The sequence below is a fragment of the Phnomibacter sp. genome, assembly GCF_036803085.1.
GTDB lineage: Bacteria > Bacteroidota > Bacteroidia > Chitinophagales > Chitinophagaceae > Phnomibacter.
On sequence record NZ_DAIRUZ010000002.1, the window covers coordinates 475241 to 496352 of the forward strand.

Sequence of the window (21112 nt, forward strand, 5' to 3'; positions counted from 1 at the left end):
AATAATTACTTATGCGGTGTTGCAATGGTATAGACTGGCTTACAGACTGATGCCTGAGCCGCGATAGAATTCTAAGATTTTGGTACGAAATACATATTCAAAACGGGAAGTGAGCTGATCAATGAGTGCCCGCTGTACGTTGTTTTGCAATGTAATTAATTCAAACACAGGCAACAGGCCTACTTCGAAGCGCTGCTGGCCGAGGCTGTAGCTGTAGGCAGCAGTTTCATACGCTTTTTTGCGGCTGTTGTAAGTGGCCAATGCATTGATAGCATTTTGATACGCCGTGTAAATATCCTGCTTCAGGGTAAGGCTATCTGCGGTCATTTGCAGCTGAATATTTTCCTGATTAATGATGGCCCGCTTGTAGTTGGTACGTGCCTGATGGCCATTAAAAATTGGCACCTGCAAACTCAACCCCACCGACTGGCGAAAGTTGTAATCCAGCTGGCGGAAATAATTAGCATCTACAAATCGGCTTGGCACAGAAACCGGCGTATTTACAAAATAAGACTGGCCCTGTACCGATACAAAAGATTGAGTAGGCACAACTGCGCTTACGTTGGTACCCTTAGGCAAGCGTGACAACGCACTGGAATAAGCACTTTGAATGTTGCCAAATGCACTAATGGTGGGATACATGCTGGCTTTGGCTACAGCAGCATTTTTTTCTGCAGCTTGCAAACGCAGTTTGTTGGCTACTTGCAATGGACGCAATTGCACAGCAGCAGCATATACAATTTCCGGCTGCAGGTCTGCAATAGCAGCTACAGGTATTTGATCGATAGGCGGGGTAGTGATTTCGAAGGGGGTACCTGCATCCAGCATCAAAAGGGCTTTCAGTTGCAACAAATTGAGGCGGTAAGTACTTTCTGCAGTAACAATGGTTGCACTATCCCGGGCCAGTTGGGCTTCGAGTTCGGCTGCATTCAGCTCCGGAACAGAACCTGCATCTACCCGCTTACGGGTAATAACGAGCTGCTCCATGGTTTGTGCAGCCTGTACCTGAGCCGTACGTTTTTGCTCACTGCTCAGCAGCGCCTGTAAGTACGCCGCTGCTACGTTCAGCGCAATATCGTCCTGCACTTTTTTGGTTTGCACTTTGCTGGCTTCCATCGTCAGGCGGTTGGCCTCAATGGTATTTTTCTGGCTAAACCAGTTGAACAACGACACACCCGTTTGGATGTTCATGTTGCTGAATGTGATGTTGTTTTGGGTAAACTGGTTGGTGGTGGGGTCAATGCTTCGGCCAAACTGCTCACCCAGCGATGTGCTGAAGTTGAGGGTGGGCCAGCGACCGTCGCGGCTTTGCTGGTACACCAGCTCATTAAGCCGGGCCTGCACATCCGTTTGTTTTACTGAAATATTGTTGGCAATGGCATACTCCACGCAGCGGCGCAGGTCCCATTTATCTTGGGCAGCAGCTGTTTGCATAACCATGATTCCCAAAAGCAGGTATCCAAATTTCTTCATACCGCAAATGTAGCCCCGCCATGGGCTCAGCCCACGGTTTTTGGATAAGTGGCGGGTGAACCCGTTCAACGCATGATAAAACGGATGGGAATAAATAGCCAACCGCGGCCGTAAAACCCGCCCCTTAAAAATGTCTGCTACAAACCGGCATGCTGTGCTGCCTGAGTTAAATCTTGTTGTAACACCTCCGCATCTTCCAGCCCAAAGTACACCCGCACCTGCCGGTGTGTGGCATTGCTGGCATCAAAATCCGCTGCAGGCATGCCTGCACATTTTGGAATGATGAGGCTCTCGTGACCGCCCCAACTTACTGCCATGCGAAAGCGTTTTAAGGCGTTGCAAAAGGTTTCCATTTGCTGTACCGTTTTTACTTCGAGAGCAAACGTGAGCAATCCTCCGGCATCTTTCATTTGGCTTTTGGCCAATGCATATTGCGGATGCTGCGCATCAAGCGGATAAATAATATTGGACACCCAGGGCTGTTGTTTCAACCAGACAATCATGGTATGTGTGGTGCGGGTAACACGTTCTAAACGGATGGGCAACGTACGCAAACCACGGAGCAACAACCATGCATGAAAAGGAGTGGCTCCGGCGCCTGTTGTCATGTATTCGCTGTAAAAAATTTTCGACATGTGGGCTTTGCTACCGCTTACCACACCGGCTACCACATCGCTGTGGCCACCAATGAATTTAGTGGCACTCTGCAGCACCAAATCAATGCCGTGTTTGATGGGCTGCTGATACAATGGCGTACAGTAACTATTGTCAATAACGGTCACAATGTTGTGCTGTTTGGCCTGCGCCGCCACGGCCGACAAATCTTGCAATTCGTAAGTCCAGCTGTTGGGGCTTTCGAGATAGTACAACACCGTATTAGATTGCGTAGCTGCCTTCCAGTGTTCAATGGCGGTGCCATCTATGTATGTAGTGGTTACTCCAAAGCGGGGCAGTATTACTTCAAACAACCGCTGTGCCCATGTGTAAGGAGCTTTCACACTTACAATATGATCGCCACTTTTTACGTATGGCAATACCGAACAAAAGATAGCCGATGCGCCACTGTTAAATACCAGTGCATCTTCTGCGCCATCCAAAGCCGCCAGTTTTTGCTTCAGAATTTCTACTGTAGGGTTATTGCCACGGCTGTACAAAAACGCATCATACTCCGCTGCAAAAGCCTGCCGCAAATCATCAACAGTATCAAATAAAAAGTTGCTGGTTTGCACTATCGGTGGCGATACCGCATTGAAGTATTCTTCATGTTGTTCGCCCAGTTGATTGAGGATATACGACAGGTCTAAGTCAGACATCTGATTTGCTTTTTTGAATAAACACAAAATACACCGCTACAAACAGCAGCAGCAGGCCCACACCTGTGAGGGCAGCCTTCCAGTTGTCGAGCACTACAGCAGTGGCTACTACTCCGTAGGCGAGCATAAATACAATAGCGATAGCCGGAATGATTTTGCTGATAAAGCCGGGTTGCACCAGTTCATCATTTACTTTCCGATACCGCAAAATGAGCAGCGCCAATGCACAGGTGATAAAGCCCATGCTATCCAAGAAAATGGAGAAGCCCAAAATATTATCAACGCCTTTACCGAAAAAAGTAACAGCAACAGTAATCACGGAAAAAGTAATCAAGCCCGGCACCAACGCTTGTGTTTTGGGATGCTGATAACTGAATATTTTCGGCAACACACCATCCTTACTCATGGCGTACATTACCCGTGGATTACTCATCAGCAAAATATTGACGTAAGCCAACACGCTGATGAACATAGCAAAGTCGAACACCTTGCCGCCTACTTTTCCAAACAAAGCCTGAAACAACAACGATCCAATTGATGTGGCATTTTTCATGTTGTCGTAGCCAATCACCTGCACATATGCATAATTCACAGTGAGGTACAGTAAAATGATGATGATGATGCCAATGAAAATGCCTTTTTGTAACGTGCCCTGCTTGCTCACTTCACCACCAAAATTGATGGTTTGCTGATAGCCACCGTAAGTAAAAGAAACCGCCACCATACTAATCACCAACAGCAACAAACCATTGTCGCCGGTGTAGGTGCGAATGGGATCGGTGCTGTAATCGGTGGGAGTTACATGCTGGCCGGTAAACATGGCAGCAATCAACAACAAGATGAGTCCCACTTTTACAATCATCAGGATATTTTGGGTGCGGCTGCTCGTTTTCAAGCCCATCAAATTCACCAGAAAAAATATGCCCACTGCTACAATGGACAAGGTCACATTGAAAGCGAAACCCATTTGCTTATCAAACAACATGTGACTGCAGTACTCAGCCCCAATCAATGTAACCACCGCCAGCGAAGCAGCATTACTAATGAGGATGAGTGTATTGACAGTAAAGCCAACCGCAGGATGATATGCATAAGAAAACACTTTGTAGTAAGCGCCGACTACGGGTAACCTGGCGCCAATTTCTGCAAACACGAAGGCCCCCAGCATGGCCATCAATCCACCAATCAGCCAGGCACTGTAAAAAATAGTTTCGGTGCCACTTTTGGCGGCAATACCGGCAGGCGTTTTAAAAATGCCCATGCCTATCACCAGGCTAACCACAATGATGGTGAGGTCAAACAAACCCAGCTTATTCGAATTGTTCATGTACCTGTATTTTTACAACTTTCTAACTACCCGTTTTCTTATGCCACTAAAAATAGGGGTTTGCCTTATTGCATGCTTTTTTTTCCAAACCCTAAAGGCGCAGTCCATTGTCAGCGATACCCTCACCGGCACAGATAGTGCCAGCATTACGGCCAATCCGTTTGGCTTGCAGCAGCGCAGTTTGAGCACTGCCAGCATCAAGCGATATCAAACCAATGTTTTGCAACTGGCAGCACCCGGCAATCTGGTCACTGCGTTTAATACTTTGCCAGGCATTCGCATGGAAGAACGGTCGCCCGGCAGCTATCGCCTCAACATTCGGGGTAGTTCATTGCGCAGTCCCTTTGGTGTGCGCAATATCAAAATGTATTACAACAACCTGCCGCTGACCGATGCCGGTGGCAATACCTACTTCAACCAAATGACCAGCAATAGTTTTGGCACCGCCACTATTGTGCGTGGCCCCGCCAGCAGCATGTATGGCGCAGGCACCGGTGGCCTGGTGTTAATGGAATCTATCAGCAACGATCAGCCATTGGTGCAGGCAGAATACAGCACGGGTTCGTATGGTTTGCTCAACCAGATGGCGGCAGTAAACTTTGGGCAAAAAGAAAACCGCAACCGCATCAGCTATGCTCACAATGAAAGCCGTGGCTACCGTGACCAAACAGCTATGCGCCGCGACCAACTGGCATGGACCAGCCAGCTGAAAGCCAGCGATAAACAAACGCTTACAGCAACGCTGTTGTACAGTAATATGTACTATCAAACACCGGGTGGATTAACACTGGCAGAGTACAACAGCTATGCAACAGCTGCCCGACCTGCAGCGGGCGGTTTCCCTTCTGCACAGCAAGTGAATGCAGCCATTTATCAGCAGAACTTATTAGCAGGCATCAGCAGCCAGCTCAAACTCAACGGCAATTGGAGCAATACCACAGCTTTGTACGGTTCGTTCGCCACCATTAAAAACTCAGCCATCCGCAACTACGAAAACAGAAGCGAACCGCACATGGGAACCCGAACTGTTTTTGCTTATGAAAAAAAACTCGACAACTCCAGCATCAAATGGCAAAGCGGCGCAGAATTTCAGGCAGGATTTTTTAATACACAGGTAAGCCGCAACAAGCTGGGGCAAAGAGATTCTTTGCTGACGAACGACGATCAAACTTTTTATACCGGCTTTGCATTTACGCAAGTGGAATGGGTATGGAAGAATGGCTTTTATGCCAATGCCGGCGCCAGTCTCAACATCAACAAAGTGAAGATTGCCCGTTTGTCGAGCTTGCCCATTGTAACACAAGAACGTACTTACAACAATGAAGTAGCACCCCGCCTGAGTGCCGGCTACAAATGGAAAAACAATTGGGAAACACAGATAACGGTGAGCAAAGGATTTTCGCCGCCTACCGTGAGTGAACTGCTGCCCAGTACGGGTCGCATCAGCACCGATTTGGAAGCAGAAACCGGCTACAATGTTGAGCTGTCTCAAACTGTTCGGCTATTCAAAACCCTCAGCCTTACGAGTACCGGTTTTATTTTTAACCTTAACAATACGCTGGTACAACAAAGAGACCTGAGTGGTGGCGATTTTTACATTAATGCCGGCAGTACCCGCCAGGCTGGCGTAGAAACGGCAATTGATTACGTTCATGCATTTGTGCAAAAAAGTTTCATTCAATTTCTGAACGTTTCGGTAGCACATACTTACAGCGCATTTACCTACAATGATTACAACAAACTCGGTGTAAACTACAACGGCAAACAACTACCGGGTGTACCCAAAAACACGGTAGCCATGCGGGCCATGTTGCAAATGAAATATGGCTTCTACTTCAATGCCAACTATTACCACAACAGCAGCATCATGCTCAACGATGCCAATACCTTTAGGGCAACTGCCTTTCAGGTGGTGGGTGCCAAGGCAGGCTACAAAGGCAAGCTGGGCAACAAACAACGCTGGCATGTATTTGCCGGTGCCGACAATTTGCTCGATACCAAATACAGCCTCGGCAACGATATCAATGCAGCAGCCAACCGCTTTTTTAATGTGGCACCCGGCCGCTTGTGGTATGCAGGTATCGGGATTGAATAAACCATCCAACTGGTTTCGTTGCCAATTTTCCGCTACAGGTTTTACACCTGCGGGTAAATATTTATTTGCCTTTTGTTGAATGCACTCCCATATTTGCACCGCATTTGGTTCACATAGTTCAACTGTGTGATTAAAAGGGAAGTCCGGTGCAAAACCGGCGCTATCCCCGTAGCTGTAAGGCCACCCTTCTTTTACCAGAAGGCACTTCATTGCTTACACTCCATGCCACTGAACATTGTTTCGGGAAGGCAGTGAGCAATTGGCTAAGCCAGAAGACCTGCCCGATGCAATAGCAACCATAGCTTTCGGAGGAAAAGCCGGGAATGCATCGCAACCACGTGTTGACCTGCAGGCAACACCCGTTCGTGTCTTCTCATCACTTCATTTCTGAAAGCGGAATTCATCACCAACCAAACTCATTCAAACATGAGCATGAGATTCGCATTGGTGGGAGCCGCTGTAGTATTCGCTTCCACTTCTTTTGGCCAACGGGCCGACAGTACACAACCGTCAACACTTGACGATGTAACCGTAACGGCCAACAAAATGTTGCAGAAACAAAGCCAGACAGGCAAGGTTGTTTCTATTATTTCCAGAGAACAAATTGAAAAAAGTGCAGGCCGCACCGTAGCTCAGTTGCTCAATGAGCAGGCGGGCATTACCATCAATGGTGCGCTGAGCAATGCAGGCACCAACCAAACCCTGTACATGCGTGGTGCCAACAGTGGCCGCACCCTTATTTTGGTGGATGGCATACCTGTGTACGACCCTTCTGTTATCACCAACGATTTCGACCTCAACCTCATCAGCCTCAACGATGTGGAGCGGGTAGAAATATGCCGTGGTGCACAAAGCACCTTGTATGGTAGCGATGCTGTTGCCGGCGTCATCAATATCATTACCGTTAAAAAAGACGTCAGCAAACTCATCAATGTAAAAGCCACCGGCAGCTATGGCAACCTCAATACATTCAGAGGCAACCTGCAGGTATACGGCAAGGCTGGCAAACTCACTTACACCACCCGCTATGCCAAGCTGAAGACCGATGGATTTAGCGCAGCACAAGACCTCGCTGGCGATAAAAACTTTGAAAAAGATGGCTACAACAGCGATGCCGTAAATGCAGCCATTCAGTACCAGGCTTCTGCTAAGTGGTTGCTGAAAACCTTTGTGCAACGCAACCAATACACTTCTGATATTGATGCCGGTGCTTACAACGATGAAAAAGATTACACGCTGAAGAATAAAAACCTGATGGCTGGTACCGGCTTTCAGTACAAAGGCGAAAACATTACGGTAACGGGTAATTATCAGTACAGCGAAATCGATCGTTTTTACCGCAACGACAGTACGCATGTACCCGGCTTTAGCAAGTACAGTGAAGATGCATATTATGGCCGCAATCAGTTCCTGGAGCTCTTCACCAATATCAATCTGGGCAAGGGTTTCAGCACGGTGTATGGTGTTGACTATCGCTTCAGCAATATGAATAACCGCTTTTTATCCATTAGTTCTTTTGGCCCCTACACCAGTAGTTTCAGAGATACTTCGGTAAGCCAGGCCAGTGCCTATGGTTCTGTACTGTTTCAACACAAGGGTTTGTTTATTGAGCTTGGTGGCCGCCTGAATGTGCATGACCGCTATGGCAGCAACGTCACTTACACTTTCAATCCATCTTACAGCATCAACCAGCATTTTCGGATATTTGGTAGCATTGCCACAGGCTTTAAAGCGCCATCGCTTTACCAGCTGTACTCATCGTACGGCAACCTGCAATTGAAAGCTGAAGAATCGAAAAACTATGAACTGGGATTGCAGCAAACACACGGCCGCATCAGCAACCGGGTAGTGTACTTCGACCGCGATATTGACAATGGACTCGACTTCAACAACAACACTTTCCGGTATTTCAATATTGTGAAGCAGCGGGTAAAAGGATTGGAAATTGAATCTTCTGTTGGCATTACAAAAGATGTAAAATTCACTGCCAATTACACACTACTTTCAACTCAAGAAATTGCACAAAGCCGTGTTACGTTTAAAGACACCACCTACAATTATTTGCTGCGTCGCCCCAAGCATAGCCTCAACGCTACTGCGGGTTGGCAAATAACCAAACAGTTGTACGCCAGTGTAACCGCTAAGTACGCCAGCAAACGCTACGATGTGGGTGGATACAAAGTAAAAGACGTAGCACTCGACAGCTACTTTATTGTAAATGCTTACGCAGAATACAAGCTCAATGAGCAGGTACGCTTTTTTGCCGATGCACAAAACCTCACGAACAAAACGTTTTACGAAGCCCGAGGCTTCAATGCTATACCCTTTGTGGTAAACGCCGGCGTTACAGTTCAGCTTTAATTTTTATCGGGCGAAACAACAACTTCACTGTTTCGCCCGATATGTAATACCTCTCCACATGAGTAGCACACACAAACATGAACCACGCAACTGCCCCCGCTGCAACAAAACTTTTGAATGCAAAGTGGGCAATATTGCACAATGCCAATGCAGTAGTATTGTATTAAGCGAAGAAGAAAAGGCATTCATTGCTGACCGATATCAGGATTGTCTTTGTTTGGGCTGTTTGTTGGATTTACAAAACAAATACACCTTCTTTAAAGAAAAATACCGCATCGGACAATGAGCAAAATACCCATTGCACTAAGCTGGAGCGGAGGCAAAGATTGTAGCTACGCACTGCACCTGATACAACAGGAAGGCAAGTACGAAGTGAAATATTTACTCAGCACCTGCAATACCCACACCAGAGAGCTCAACATGCATCACCTGCACGAAACGCTGATGGCTGCACAAGCAGCTGCTATTGGCATTCCGCTCAAAGTGTGGTATGTAAATGCCGCTCAAAATGCTTCCTATGAAGCGGCATTCAAAACCATTGCAGCAGCACTGCAGCAGGAAGGCATTTACCACATTGCTTTTGGTGATATTTTTTTGGCAGACATCCGCCAATACAGAGAACAATTATTGCAACCATTGGGCATGCATTGCATTTTTCCATTGTGGCAAAAGCCTACCAACTTGCTTATACAGGAAATCATTGCAGCTGGTTTTAAAAGTATCGTTTGCTGTATTGCTTCCCTCCAAATGGAACAGCACTGGCTTGGCAAAACATTAGACAATACAAACATTGCAACGTTGCCAAAAGAGATAGATGCCTGTGGCGAAAATGGCGAGTACCATACCTTTTGCTATTATGGCCCCGTGTTTCGGTATCCGCTATCTGTGCTGGCTACAGAAGTAAGTTCGCAACGAATGCCACTGCATGCCAATGAATTGACCATTTTTAGCTGGGTACATTTACACTTAGTACCGCAAGGCTGAGTACAGCCACATTTTTCTGTAGGTTTGAACCACCATGACCAGAAGGCTACCATTATCCATTCTTGCTACGCTCATTCAGGAAACCATTGAACAGGTTTTTGAAGCGGAAACTTTTTGGGTAATCGCAGAAATAACGGATGTAAAAAAATACGCCCATAAACGCTGGTGTTTTCTTAAGCTCATCGAAAAAAACAAAGAGCACATTATAACTGAAATGCAAGCAGTGCTCTGGGCCAATGCATTTGCAGAGCTACAACAATTTGAACGCCGCACCGGTCAGGCATTTGCCGATGGTTTGGAAATCAGTTGTCGGGTAGCTGTTCGCTTTCATCCCCGCTACGGATTGAAACTGGAGATACTCGAAATAGACAGTGCTTTTACACTCGGGCAAATAGAACTGCAGCGACAGCAAACACTCGATTTGTTGTTGCGTCAGTATCCTTCACAAATACAACTCGTAGATGGCGATTACATTACTGCCAACAAACAGTTGCAGTGGCCGAAAGTATTGCAGCGCATTGCCCTTATAGCCGCCACCGGCAGCGATGGGGAACGAGATTTTTTACAAGAGTTGCAACACAATGCTTACGGATACGATTTTAACGTACAGGTATTTACGGCAAGTGTACAAGGCCAGCAAGCCGTGCAGGAGATAACTGCACAGCTCGATGAAATAAGACAGCAGGCTTCTTCTTTTGATGTGGTGGCCATTGTACGTGGTGGTGGTAGCAATACCGACTTTGCCGCTTTCGATCATTTCGATATTGCCCGCCGCATTGCGTTGTTTCCCATTCCCGTGTTTACCGGCATTGGGCACGACCGCAACACCAGCATAGCCGATATGATGGGCTGGCAATTTAAAACACCCACCAAGGTAGCCGCTGCCATAGTAGCCGTAAGCTTGCAGTTCGACAGCGACTTGATGCAGCTGAACCAGCAACTGACCGAAACCGTAGAAGACCGCATGGCGGGCATACAACAGCAATTGCAACACTGGCAGCAAAAGTTGTCGTTACTGGTGCCGCACCGCTTGCAGCGCCAGCGGGAAAGACTGCACGACCTGCAACTACTGATAGACCGCAGCAGCAAAGACCAATGGAAAATGGCAAATGATGCCCTGCAACAAATGCAACTGCGGGTAAAACAAAGCTGGCAACATCAGCTGCGCAATCAGCAAGTATTGCTGGAGCAAACCAGCAGGCTGATTGAACAAGTAAGCCCCGACAAAATTTTGAACCGAGGCTTTGCCATGCTCCTGCAAAACGACCGCATCATTACTGATGCCTCTCAACTCGATAAGGACAAACCCCTACAAACGGTACTAAAAAACAATACCATTCACAGTCAGATTTCAGATATTCGCCACCATGAATGAACGCACTTTCGACGAGGCCTGGCAAGAACTGCAACAGCTCGTCAGCGACATAGAAGATGAAACATTGCCGCTGGATGCATTGGCTGCTAAAGTAAAAGCTGCCAAGCAACTCATTCGCATTTGTGAAGAAAAGCTCCGCAACATCGAAAAGGATTTACACGATGCCAGTAGCGAAGCCTGATACAGCAAGCCTCATTCAGGCCATGACGCCTGAGTTGTATGCCATGGCCAAAGATCTGTTCATGGCGTATCAGCAATACCTCAACGTAGATTTATGCTTTCAAAGTTTCGAAGCTGAGCTCAACGATTTGCCCGCTATGTACGGACCGCCACGTGGTGCATTGCTGCTGGCTTTTTACAAACAAGACATTGCGGGTTGCGTAGCCCTTCGGACAAAAGCAGATGGTATTTGCGAAATGAAACGCTTGTATGTATTGCCGGCTTTTCAGGGCAAGGGCATTGGCAAGCAGCTGGCCACAGCCATTGTAGCAGCAGGCCGCCAGCTGGGTTATACAAAAATGGTGCTCGATACACTCGACCGTTTGCAACCCGCCATTCAACTGTATGAGCAGCTCGGCTTTAGTCGTTGTTCCCCCTACTACCACAATCCTTTGGAAGGCGTTGTGTTTATGGAAAAGGCGTTGTGAGCCTTGCACAAAATACCCTGTTATTTTAAGTAGAACACTGCTCCAATTACAGTATAAATACGGTTGTGGCCATGGCTACTGCCTGATACTTTTGTATTGCATACAACACGCTGCAGCCCACACATCAATACCCACACCATTAGCAAAACCCTGCCCTCCTTAAGCTCCCTTAACCCCAACCACCCTATTGAAACATGCTGGCGCATGGCAACATGCACCAGCTATTCATTCACACTTTCAACCGATACACCATGCCTAAGAAAATGCTTTCTTTTCCGGTACGCTTCGACAGCCAACCGGCAGAGCCCATCCAACTCACCGCTTTTTTATTTCACCGCAGCGGCAAGCTGTTACAAAAAACAACACTTACAAACAAAGGAATGGCCGACTTCAAAGAAGTGGACTTTCCGATGGATGAACTGCAACTGGTAATTGTACCCACCCTCGACAAACTGGTAGCCCGTGCCACCACACTGGATGAACTGGAAAAATACCGGCCTTATAAGCCCGTATTGAAATGGGACAAAGAACTGAATATTCAGCTGCTACCCATCCCCGACAGTTTGCTCAAATTCTGGAAACTCCGCTTTTGCAGGGTGCTGGGCAATGTGGCCAAAAACTTTATTATTGATGATAAAGTAGTAAAGCTGCCCCTGTGCAAAGCACGGGTGCACATTTGTGAAGTAGATAAAATTTCACTGGTACTGCCCCGCATTCCCGATGATATTCTGGTACGTATACCCGATATCATTTTCAACCCGCCCATTCCACCGGTGGTAGTACCATGGCCACCAAAGCCGCCCATTCCTATAGATCCCATAGGGCCGGTTATTTTTGATCGCCTTCGTCCGGATGTTTTCCGACCCGACATTATTCGCCCCGATGTGATCCGGCCAAACAGAGTTGCCGTTGGCACAGACGGCATAAATTCAGCTGCGTTATCGGCACCACTCAGTGCATTGCCCCCTATCAACGATGAATTGAAACGGGTGCTGGTAAGTAAAAACACTGAGCTCATTCGTCAGTCACTCATCAAGCACATTGATGTATTGCATCCTTACTTCTGTCTGGCACCATGGATATGGCCTTACCTCTACCGCTGCGATGAAATTAAAACCGTGTACACCGATGAAAATGGCCGCTTCGATACCAGTATCATTTACTGGTCGGGGGGCGATGTACCCGATTTGTATTTCTGGGTAGAGTACCTGATTGATGGCAACTGGGTAACTGTGTACCGCCCGTCTGTTCCTTGCCACACCCATTGGGATTATGCCTGTGGCACAGAAGTAAATATTTTGGTAAGCGATGGACGGGTACGTCCCGGTTGTGGCATGGTAATGGCCAAAGATGCCCTGTGGGTTCGCCGTATTGGTGCCAGCTCCATTTTAAATGTACAGCAGCAAGCCATCAACACGCCCATTCAGGGTGTGCCATTCAACCGAATGGGCTTGTTTAAATATGGCACCGATCACCGTTCGCCCTTGGGTACTACGCACAGCAGCAGCCGAATGCATTTCATCATCAAGTTTGGCAGCATGCTGCCCAATGTAAGTGCCAGCTATTTCAGGTGGGCATGTCGCAAAGTAGCCAATGAAAACATGCTGCCCGTAGCCGGCCCCGTTATATACCTGAGCGACAGCATATCCAAAGGCTACACCACCGAATGGACAGACGCGCTGGGCGACACCCATTTCCGCAGCCAGAGCATTGGCCTTGGCCCTGTAAATGTGGGTACCGGCACCGAGCTGTTTTTTATACCGCCCGCCAGCCCCATTGGTTTCCGTGGTATAAGCGATGCCACTGCCCGCTGGGATAGCACTGACACCTACACCTGCAACCTCGATACCCGCAGCCTCAGTGGCGATGGCCTTTACGAGTTTTGGCTGGAAGTATTTGACAATGCAGGTAATCAGGTAAACAAGCCGGATGCATTTTTCCAGATACCCAAAGCCGGCGATGAAGGCAACAGCGTAAATGCCACGGCACCATGGGTAGGTGTAAACAATGGTTTCAATGGCTTCAACATGGTGGTACGGATAGACAACAATGCCTGCCAGTCGGCCATTTACCCGGTACAGCTTAGCACAGTGCCGGTACGTACGGCCAACCCATGCGGGTTTATTAAGTACACCGGGCCTGCTGATAAGAACATATCCATTTCGTTCAAAGCCTTTCACAGCAATGATTTTGCCGACTTTAGCTTTGCTGTAGTACGTGGCAATACCGGTGTAGGTGGCGCAGGTACACCAGCATCAGTAAGCGGCATGGTGATTGGCCCTGTGGGCAGATATGTGCGGGATAGTGCCGGTGTATACCGCCCCGGTACCAGCCCTACCGACCTCGAGTTTTCGCCTGCAGAACTGATGGGCCCATGCCTGCCGGGAGGAAAAGCTGCCTTTGCACAAAGCCTGCAGGTAGTAGCCCTGCATACGGATGGTTACCGCCGCCTCAATGAATTGGATGCCGGCTCTTTGGCTGCTTTTGCCCTCGAAGCTCCATAAGTCAGATAAGATTTTCACCCCACACCCCCACCAACCACTCACTACGAAGCCACCCACTCTCACGGGTGGCTTTTTTTATGGTCCTTTTTCCGCATTGCTACTTTGCGTTTCCCCTATTCGCAAGTTGGGAATGGTGCAGTCAATTACCTTTGGCGCCCCCAAGATGAGCACAGTAGCAAACACCGTATTGAACATAGCCCTGGTGGGCAACCCGAACAGTGGTAAAACCTCGCTGTTCAATTCCCTCACGGGCCTCAACCAAAAGGTGGGCAATTTTCCGGGTGTAACGGTCGATAAAAAACAAGGTCGTTGCGAGATTTCGGAAAACATGGTGGCCAATATTATTGACCTGCCGGGAACCTACAGCCTTTACCCCAAGCGGGGCGATGAATGGGTGAGCTACAAAGTGCTGCTACAGCAAGACACGGACGTACAACCCGATATGGTGATACTGGTGGCCGATGCCAGCAACCTGAAACGCAACCTGCTGTTTTGCTCTCAAATTCTCGATTTGAAAATACCCGTGGTGGTAGCCCTGACCATGATGGATCTGGCCCGCCAAAAAGGTACCCAAATCGACATCAAAGGATTGGCGCTGGAATTGGGTGTACCCGTGGTGCCCGTCAATCCACGCAAGGAAAAAGGCATTCACCACCTCAAGCGGTCGATAGAAGTAATGGCAGCCAACATCGACAACTGGCAGGCCAGAACTTTTTTTGATACCGCAGCCCTGGCCGCCGAACCGGTAGCCGCCGTACAGCAATTGCTGCCCGACCTCAGCGATTACCGGGCCATCCACTACCTCATCAATCACGAACAATTTGCACTGCCCGCCGCATTGCAAGCACAAATAGAACAGGTGGAAACCGACCACCAGTTTAACCACACCAAAACGCAGGCCGAAGAAATCATGGGCCGGTACCAACGCATTCGGCAGATTATGCAGAAGACCGTGGTAGAAGCCGACCCGTTGGCGAAAAAAATGTTTACCGAGCGGCTCGATAATTTGCTCTTGCACCGCACCTGGGGTTATCTCATTTTGCTCAGCGTATTGTTCCTGTTGTTCCAAAGTATTTTCTGGCTGGCCTCTTACCCCATGGATGCCATCGACTGGACCTTTGGCGAATTAAGCGGCTGGCTAGGCTCAGTATTGCCCGAAGCCTGGTGGAGCGACCTGCTCATCAACGGTGCGGTGGCCGGCCTGGGCGGCATCCTCATTTTCGTTCCGCAAATCATGATTTTGTTTGGCCTGATCACCCTGCTGGAAGACAGCGGTTATATGGCCCGCATTAGTTTTTTAACCGACAAACTGATGCGCAAAGTGGGGCTCAACGGCAAAAGTGTGATGCCCATGATTAGTGGCTTTGCCTGTGCCGTGCCCGCCATCATGACGGCCCGCAACATTGAAAACAGTAAGGAAAGATTGCTCACCATTTTGGTAACACCGCTCATGAGCTGTAGTGCCCGGCTGCCGGTGTTTACCATTCTTATTTCGCTCACCGTTCCCAACAAATACTTCCTCGGCTTTTTGAGCCTGCAGGGTTTGGTAATGATGTTTTTGTATGTGTTTGGCACGGCCATGGCTTTGATGATTGCCTGGATTGCCAAGTGGTTCATCAACATCAAGGAGAAGAGTTACTTCATTTTGGAGCTGCCGATATACCGTGCTCCCCGCTGGAAAAACGTGGGCCACACCATGATAGAAAAGGCCCGCATTTTTGTGTTTGATGCCGGTAAAATCATCATGATCATCAGCCTGGTGCTGTGGGTGCTCAGCACCTACGGCCCGCCCACACAAATGGAGCAGCTCAATGCCCGCTACGAACAATTGCGCCAGCAGCCCAATGCCAATGCCGAAGAAATAGACAAGCAATACCAGGCCGATCATTTGGCCAACAGTTATGCTGGTGTTATGGGCAAATGGATTGAGCCCGTGATAGAACCGCTGGGCTACGATTGGAAAATTGGCATTGCCCTCATTACCTCTTTTGCTGCCCGTGAAGTGTTTGTGGGCACCATGGCCACACTCTACAGTGTAGGTGCCGATGCCGATGAAAACGATCAGACACTGCGCAACAAAATGCAATCGGCCGTACGTGCCGATGGCAGTAAAGTGTACACGCTGGCCACGGCTTTATCGTTGATGGTGTTTTACCTGCTGGCCATGCAGTGCATGAGTACACTGGCCATTGTAAAAAGAGAAACCAAAAGCTGGAAATGGCCCGCCATACAACTGGGCTACATGACTGTGCTGGCCTACAGCATGAGCTGGCTGGTGTATCAGATTTTTAGCTAGCGTTTTTTTGAACAACAAAGGTATTTTGAACCACGAAGGCACTAAGGGCACACAAGGGGCACGAAAGGTTTGTGCCTTTCTCGTTTATGACTTCTCCTCTTCCCTTTTCCTCCTTATTTCTTATTCCCATTATTCATACTGAATTTACCATTTCTCTATTCTAGTCTTGTGCTGGGGTAGTTGTACAAGCTGCACCGTAATTGCATGTTCGCATTGCAACATTTATCGCTGATGACTTTGTGCTATAATGGAAGGAATATGCTAAATTCATAAGTAAAAGACCTCCCGCAACACAACTGCATGTACATTACCTACACTTAAGGTGTAGGTAATGTACAGTTTACATGCCCGCTCCGGTTATGATGAATGATTTTTTATATCGACATTTAACCAACGCATCCATAGCACCAATCTGCAACCGTTAGCAATGGTATTGCAGTGTGTGATAGGATGGTCTTCCATTTTCCGCAGGAGTAGTGCCCTGTGGAAAAAAGCCCGGGAAGCACTCATTTGCAATGCATGGCAAATGCCCGGCGGCCCAGTACCCTGTATGGCCATAAATACGAGGGTAATAAACCAATTTTAGAAACCGTTTTAAACTGGTAATAACCATGGAAACAAAAAAAATGAGCCTCGCTACTGTTGCAGGCAAACTCAGCCGGGCTGAGATGAAAAATGTGATGGCAGGTAACGATCAAACAGATGGCAGCATTGACAACCCCAAATGCCTACATAGTTGCGATACTGATGCCGACTGTGGTACAGACTGCCCAAAATGCAAAAAAGGTGCAACTGCTAACTTTTGCGAAATGAGTTAACCTCAAGATGGGATTGTAAACAGCAATTGCTTACAATCCTATCTTTTTATTAAAGTTTATATAACGAGATTTCAATATTTATAATACCATGTCTCAGCGCACTTGGCTATATTACTGCATTTGCTTTGCGGTGAATATTGGCATTTCAAGCAATGTTATAGCTCAACAAAAAGCCTACCAGATAGAAGGGCATGCAAATGGTTTGAATGGCAAAAAACTGATACTATATATACCTGATACAACTGGTGTATATCAAAAAGATACTTGCTTGATTACCAATAATCGATTTGCTTACAGTGGGAAGATACCACATAGCGTATTATGCTTCTTGAAGATGCCTGATGACTCAAATGCACTAGAATCCCGTCAGTTTTTTATTGACACGGGCAAAGCACTTGTAGAAATCACAAAAACCTATTTTGAATCCCCTAAAATATCAGGAAGCAAAACGGATTCACTATTTCAGCAATACTTCATCCGTAAAAACAACCTTAACATTGAAATAAAAAATAAAAGGAATTCGCTACAAGAGAGAGGCTTGTCTGACTCCTTGATAGATTCATTGCTTTCTCAAGATTACTTGTCTGTTATGCAATTAGCAATGGATGTAGTAAAAGCAAATACAAACAATGTGTTATCAGCATATTTATTACGCTATTACATGGATGATATTAACGATGTCACATTAGCTTCATTTTTCAACTCCCTGGATGCAACTATAAAAGCAACCTTTTATGGAAAAATGATAGAAAAAAGAATACAAGTTAGTAGCGGGGGCGTTGCGCCATTATTTGATGGCTTCACAATCGATAACGTGTATTATTCTTTAGAAAAAAACATCAAGGATGGAAAAGTTATTCTGTTGATGTTTTGGGCAAGCTGGTGCAAACCCTGTAGAGAAGAGATGCCTTATTTCTTGAATATGCTATCCAAATATAGTCATAACGGTTTTGAAATTGTGGCTATCGCTAATGAACGTAGCAGTATAGATACATGGAAACAAGCTATAGAAAAAGATCACTCAAAACCCTTTATTCATCTGTTGCAACGAACAACTATACCAAAAGATGCGGGTGAAATGTATTCTGTAATGCCTATTCCTACCATCATATTAATTGACAGAAAAGGCATCATAAAATACAGAAAAACAGGTGGCCCATACACAGGATTAGAAGATATTCTTTTATCTTGTTTAATTACTAATAACAAAATTGTCAATCAAAATCATCACAAAAAAGCCGTCAATTAGGATGGCCAATACAATTATTTGTGTACTTCCAGCATTGCTGCCATACCAGCAAAGCAAACAATTGTAAAGACCTACCCATTAGAGGAAAGTGTTTCCGTATGTTGCGGGGGGGGCGTCTTCTTTAGTTCGGCTTCTATTTGCGCCACAAATTCGGCAGCTGACATATTTAATATAGGAGCCAGCCTTATAATGTCCGTCAGTTTAATATGATACACCCCTTGCTCCATCTTATCTATGGCGCTTTTACTAATATTGAGAGATGCTGCCAGTGCCTCTCTTTTGAGTTTTGCTGAAATACGTGACCGACGTAAAATTGTTGCGGCTATTTGTTTCAGGATAGCATCGCTGTGCATGATTAAAAGTGTAAGGTGTATAGAGCGTAATAGCATAAATATAGGTGGTTTAAAAAAAAATTCGTTCACCACAATACTTTTTTTGACAAATGTCAAACCAACTGCAGGTAACCTACAGTTAAGGTGTACATAAGCTACAGTTTTTGCATGCTTAAAAAGATTGTTGTATTAGTTATATGCCTGACATTCACAGTAGGTTATCAGCATCACTCCAGAACTGTGAAAATTGTTGCTTTGTATGAACAAATTGACGACACACTTACAACACCCAAATGTACAAGCTACCGACTGCCTGCTGCGGCTGCTCCAAGTGCCAGTACACAGCTTTACTGTAGAGCAGCAATTAGAAGAACACCCCGACTGGCCCAGCCTGCTCTGCATTAGCGATGCCCTGCACCAATGGCATATACCCCATCTGGCTGCAAAAGCTGCCGACCAACAATTGCCCGATACTCATTACCCCTTGTTGGCAGTAACCAATCATCCTGAGCGGCCCTTAGCCGTGGTAGTGGGGGTTCACAATGATGTGGTTCACTTTTACCAATACAGCTACCGCCAACAGCATCAGGAACCGCTGAAAGACTTTTTGCAACGCTGGACGGGTATTTACCTGATAGCCGAAGCCACCCCGCAAAGCGGCGACCCAGAATATGCTGCTGCTGCCCGCAAACGCCGCTGGCAACTGGCGCTGCCCATTACAGCTTTGCTGCTGGCCCTCACAGCTTTGGGCGGCTTGTGTTGGCCACGGCTGCAACACCTGACAGGATCTGCGAACCTGTCAGGCGGCGGAGCCACCATTGCAGCCATCATCGCCATCTTTATATTGTACTTAGCAGGCCTTGCCGTTAGCCTCATGCTGCTGTGGTACGATATAGACAAACGCAACCCACTGCTGCAAAAAGTGTGTACCGGCCTTGTTAAAACCAATTGCAACGCCATCCTCAATAGCAGTGCCAGCAAACTGTTTGGCTGGCTCAGCTGGAGCGAAATAGGCTTTGCCTATTATGCAGGTGGCCTATTGCTGATGGCCTTTCCCACCCAGGCCCCTTGGGCCTTGCAGTGGTTGGGCTTAGTGGGCGTGGCTGCCTTGGTGTACCCCATCTTCAGTATTTACTATCAGTGGCGCATTGCCAAGCAGTGGTGCATGCTTTGCCTTGCCGTGCAAGCTGTATTGGTGCTGCAAGGCACAGCCTTATGGATGGGCAATTACTTACCTGCATTATCGTTAGACACCCTCACTACATTCCTCATTCCTCAATCCGCATTCATCATTGCTACCGTTTACATTCTCCCGCTATTAGCTTGGCTCTTCCTCAAGCCCTGGTTGCTGCGGCACCAAACCGCTCTGCGGGAGCAGCGGGCCTACCGACGCCTCAAGTTTAACCCCGAAGTATTTACCAGCCTGCTACACAAGCAAAAAGCCATAGCCACCCCAACCAATGGGTTGGGTATTGTATTGGGCCCTGCCAATGCCCCGCATAAACTGGTGAAAGTATGCAACCCATACTGCGGGCCCTGCAGCAAGGCACACCCCAAAATAGAGCAACTGCTGCACCGCCACCCCAACCTGCAGGTCCAAATACTGTTTATGGTGCCCAATGTACCCGGCGAAAAATACCATACCGCTGCCAGCCACCTGATGGCCATAGCGCATACCGCTGCCGGGCAGGCGCAGGTGCAGCAGGCATTAGACGATTGGTACCTGCCAGAAACAAAAGATTATGAAGCCTTTGCCACCAAATACCCGCTGAACGGTGCCGTAGCGGCTGCTGCGCCAACTATTACCGCTATGGAGCAGTGGAGCAAGGCCAATGACATACGTTATACCCCCACCCTATTTTACAACGGCTACGAGCTACCGCCGGAGTACGATTTGGAGGACCTACCGTACTTTCTGCAGGAGTAGTGACCTGTGGAAAAAAGCCCGGGAAGCACTCTTTGGTTACACCATAACCAATGCCCGGCGGCCAACCACCTCGTATGGCTCAAACTACCGGGGTAAACACCTATTTTTAAAACCGTTTAAATTGTACAAACAATGGAAACAAAAAAAATGAGCCTCGCTACTGTAGCAGGCAAACTCAGCCGGGCTGAGATGAAAAATGTGATGGCGGGGAATTCATCTTTTGAAGATACTGGGGATGAAACAATTGAATGCAACGATACTTGCCTGACAACAGCTGATTGTCCACGAGATAGAAAGTGTACAACAGGAACATGTGGTGGGAAATCAATCAAGGCTTGTTTCCTTTATTAGTAATTAATGAATACTTCGACAAATGATTTGTCGAAGTGTTCATTTAATATTAAGATACTC

General features: G+C 47.3%; 17 protein-coding genes and 1 riboswitch. Of the genes, 13 read left to right on the top strand and 4 right to left on the bottom strand.

All coding sequences use genetic code 11. The features are described 5' to 3' along the window. Window positions 1–39 precede the first annotated feature (39 nt). From V7Q13_RS05830 to V7Q13_RS05840, 3 genes are all read right to left on the bottom strand, one after another. On the bottom strand, window positions 40–1473 hold the full coding sequence (locus V7Q13_RS05830; protein ID WP_333799741.1) for a TolC family protein: 1434 nt from the start codon (window positions 1471–1473) through the stop codon (window positions 40–42). A gap of 137 nt (window positions 1474–1610) precedes the next feature. Continuing rightward, entirely contained in the window at window positions 1611–2786 is a 1176-nt protein-coding gene (locus V7Q13_RS05835; protein WP_333799742.1) for a trans-sulfuration enzyme family protein, read from the bottom strand. Then, window positions 2779–4113 carry an APC family permease gene (locus tag V7Q13_RS05840; protein ID WP_333799743.1) on the bottom strand — a complete coding sequence of 445 codons (1335 nt, stop codon included), beginning with the start codon at window positions 4111–4113 and terminating at the stop codon, window positions 2779–2781. Before V7Q13_RS05840 ends, V7Q13_RS05835 begins: the two co-directional genes overlap by 8 nt. Before the next feature lie 40 nt (window positions 4114–4153). Between V7Q13_RS05840 and V7Q13_RS05845 the strand changes: the two genes are divergently transcribed. The 11 genes from V7Q13_RS05845 to V7Q13_RS05895 all read left to right on the top strand — a co-directional run bounded on the left by V7Q13_RS05845 (window position 4154) and on the right by V7Q13_RS05895 (window position 18442). Continuing rightward, entirely contained in the window at window positions 4154–6208 is a 2055-nt protein-coding gene (locus V7Q13_RS05845; RefSeq protein WP_333799744.1) for a TonB-dependent receptor, read from the top strand. Between the two features lie 88 nt (window positions 6209–6296). After that, window positions 6297–6507: riboswitch (cobalamin riboswitch) on the top strand. A gap of 127 nt (window positions 6508–6634) precedes the next feature. Beyond that, window positions 6635–8569 (top strand): TonB-dependent receptor plug domain-containing protein, encoded by a 1935-nt coding sequence (locus V7Q13_RS05850; RefSeq protein ID WP_333799745.1) that lies wholly within the window; start codon window positions 6635–6637, stop codon window positions 8567–8569. A gap of 58 nt (window positions 8570–8627) precedes the next feature. Beyond that, window positions 8628–8855: a cysteine-rich CWC family protein gene (locus tag V7Q13_RS05855; protein WP_157479814.1), complete on the top strand. Its 228-nt coding sequence runs from the start codon at window positions 8628–8630 to the stop codon at window positions 8853–8855. Next, window positions 8852–9553 (top strand): diphthine--ammonia ligase, encoded by a 702-nt coding sequence (locus V7Q13_RS05860; protein ID WP_333799746.1) that lies wholly within the window; start codon window positions 8852–8854, stop codon window positions 9551–9553. The genes V7Q13_RS05855 and V7Q13_RS05860 overlap by 4 nt, the downstream gene beginning before the upstream one ends. A gap of 34 nt (window positions 9554–9587) precedes the next feature. Further along, complete coding sequence (gene xseA, locus V7Q13_RS05865) at window positions 9588–10928, top strand: exodeoxyribonuclease VII large subunit (RefSeq protein WP_333799747.1); 1341 nt, start codon at window positions 9588–9590, stop codon at window positions 10926–10928. Further along, on the top strand, window positions 10921–11109 hold the full coding sequence (xseB, locus tag V7Q13_RS05870) for an exodeoxyribonuclease VII small subunit (protein ID WP_333799748.1): 189 nt from the start codon (window positions 10921–10923) through the stop codon (window positions 11107–11109). Before xseA ends, xseB begins: the two co-directional genes overlap by 8 nt. After that, the gene (locus V7Q13_RS05875; protein WP_333799749.1) at window positions 11090–11575 is read left to right on the top strand and encodes a GNAT family N-acetyltransferase; all 486 of its coding nucleotides are present in this window, start codon (window positions 11090–11092) and stop codon (window positions 11573–11575) included. Before xseB ends, V7Q13_RS05875 begins: the two co-directional genes overlap by 20 nt. A gap of 251 nt (window positions 11576–11826) precedes the next feature. After that, window positions 11827–14079, top strand: a complete 2253-nt coding sequence (locus V7Q13_RS05880) for a hypothetical protein (RefSeq protein WP_333799750.1) — start codon at window positions 11827–11829, stop codon at window positions 14077–14079. A gap of 163 nt (window positions 14080–14242) precedes the next feature. Next, the gene (gene feoB, locus V7Q13_RS05885; protein ID WP_333799751.1) at window positions 14243–16375 is read left to right on the top strand and encodes a ferrous iron transport protein B; all 2133 of its coding nucleotides are present in this window, start codon (window positions 14243–14245) and stop codon (window positions 16373–16375) included. A gap of 611 nt (window positions 16376–16986) precedes the next feature. After that, window positions 16987–17193 carry a hypothetical protein gene (locus tag V7Q13_RS05890; protein WP_333799752.1) on the top strand — a complete coding sequence of 69 codons (207 nt, stop codon included), beginning with the start codon at window positions 16987–16989 and terminating at the stop codon, window positions 17191–17193. A gap of 88 nt (window positions 17194–17281) precedes the next feature. Further along, window positions 17282–18442 (top strand): TlpA disulfide reductase family protein, encoded by a 1161-nt coding sequence (locus V7Q13_RS05895; RefSeq protein WP_333799753.1) that lies wholly within the window; start codon window positions 17282–17284, stop codon window positions 18440–18442. A 71-nt stretch (window positions 18443–18513) separates the two neighbouring features. On the opposite strand, the gene V7Q13_RS05900 is transcribed toward V7Q13_RS05895, so the two are convergent. Continuing rightward, on the bottom strand, window positions 18514–18864 hold the full coding sequence (locus tag V7Q13_RS05900; protein ID WP_333799754.1) for a helix-turn-helix domain-containing protein: 351 nt from the start codon (window positions 18862–18864) through the stop codon (window positions 18514–18516). A gap of 169 nt (window positions 18865–19033) precedes the next feature. Here V7Q13_RS05900 and V7Q13_RS05905 point away from each other — a divergent pair, with 169 nt between their 5' ends. Both V7Q13_RS05905 and V7Q13_RS05910 read left to right on the top strand, forming a co-directional pair. After that, entirely contained in the window at window positions 19034–20701 is a 1668-nt protein-coding gene (locus V7Q13_RS05905) for a vitamin K epoxide reductase family protein (protein ID WP_333799755.1), read from the top strand. Window positions 20702–20833: 132 nt separating this feature from the next. After that, window positions 20834–21052: a hypothetical protein gene (locus V7Q13_RS05910; RefSeq protein ID WP_333799756.1), complete on the top strand. Its 219-nt coding sequence runs from the start codon at window positions 20834–20836 to the stop codon at window positions 21050–21052. Window positions 21053–21112 lie beyond the last annotated feature (60 nt).

Bases quoted from the DNA above. Each gene is read 5' to 3' on its own strand.
- V7Q13_RS05830 (WP_333799741.1), bottom strand. From the start codon at position 1,473: ATGAAGAAATTTGGATACCTGCTTTTGGGAATCATGGTTATGCAAACA.
- V7Q13_RS05835 (WP_333799742.1), bottom strand. From the start codon at position 2,786: ATGTCTGACTTAGACCTGTCGTATATCCTCAATCAACTGGGCGAACAA.
- V7Q13_RS05840 (WP_333799743.1), bottom strand. From the start codon at position 4,113: ATGAACAATTCGAATAAGCTGGGTTTGTTTGACCTCACCATCATTGTG.
- V7Q13_RS05845 (WP_333799744.1), top strand. From the start codon at position 4,154: ATGCCACTAAAAATAGGGGTTTGCCTTATTGCATGCTTTTTTTTCCAA.
- V7Q13_RS05850 (WP_333799745.1), top strand. From the start codon at position 6,635: ATGAGCATGAGATTCGCATTGGTGGGAGCCGCTGTAGTATTCGCTTCC.
- V7Q13_RS05855 (WP_157479814.1), top strand. From the start codon at position 8,628: ATGAGTAGCACACACAAACATGAACCACGCAACTGCCCCCGCTGCAAC.
- V7Q13_RS05860 (WP_333799746.1), top strand. From the start codon at position 8,852: ATGAGCAAAATACCCATTGCACTAAGCTGGAGCGGAGGCAAAGATTGT.
- xseA (WP_333799747.1), top strand. From the start codon at position 9,588: ATGACCAGAAGGCTACCATTATCCATTCTTGCTACGCTCATTCAGGAA.
- xseB (WP_333799748.1), top strand. From the start codon at position 10,921: ATGAATGAACGCACTTTCGACGAGGCCTGGCAAGAACTGCAACAGCTC.
- V7Q13_RS05875 (WP_333799749.1), top strand. From the start codon at position 11,090: ATGCCAGTAGCGAAGCCTGATACAGCAAGCCTCATTCAGGCCATGACG.
- V7Q13_RS05880 (WP_333799750.1), top strand. From the start codon at position 11,827: ATGCCTAAGAAAATGCTTTCTTTTCCGGTACGCTTCGACAGCCAACCG.
- feoB (WP_333799751.1), top strand. From the start codon at position 14,243: ATGAGCACAGTAGCAAACACCGTATTGAACATAGCCCTGGTGGGCAAC.
- V7Q13_RS05890 (WP_333799752.1), top strand. From the start codon at position 16,987: ATGGAAACAAAAAAAATGAGCCTCGCTACTGTTGCAGGCAAACTCAGC.
- V7Q13_RS05895 (WP_333799753.1), top strand. From the start codon at position 17,282: ATGTCTCAGCGCACTTGGCTATATTACTGCATTTGCTTTGCGGTGAAT.
- V7Q13_RS05905 (WP_333799755.1), top strand. From the start codon at position 19,034: ATGAACAAATTGACGACACACTTACAACACCCAAATGTACAAGCTACC.
- V7Q13_RS05910 (WP_333799756.1), top strand. From the start codon at position 20,834: ATGGAAACAAAAAAAATGAGCCTCGCTACTGTAGCAGGCAAACTCAGC.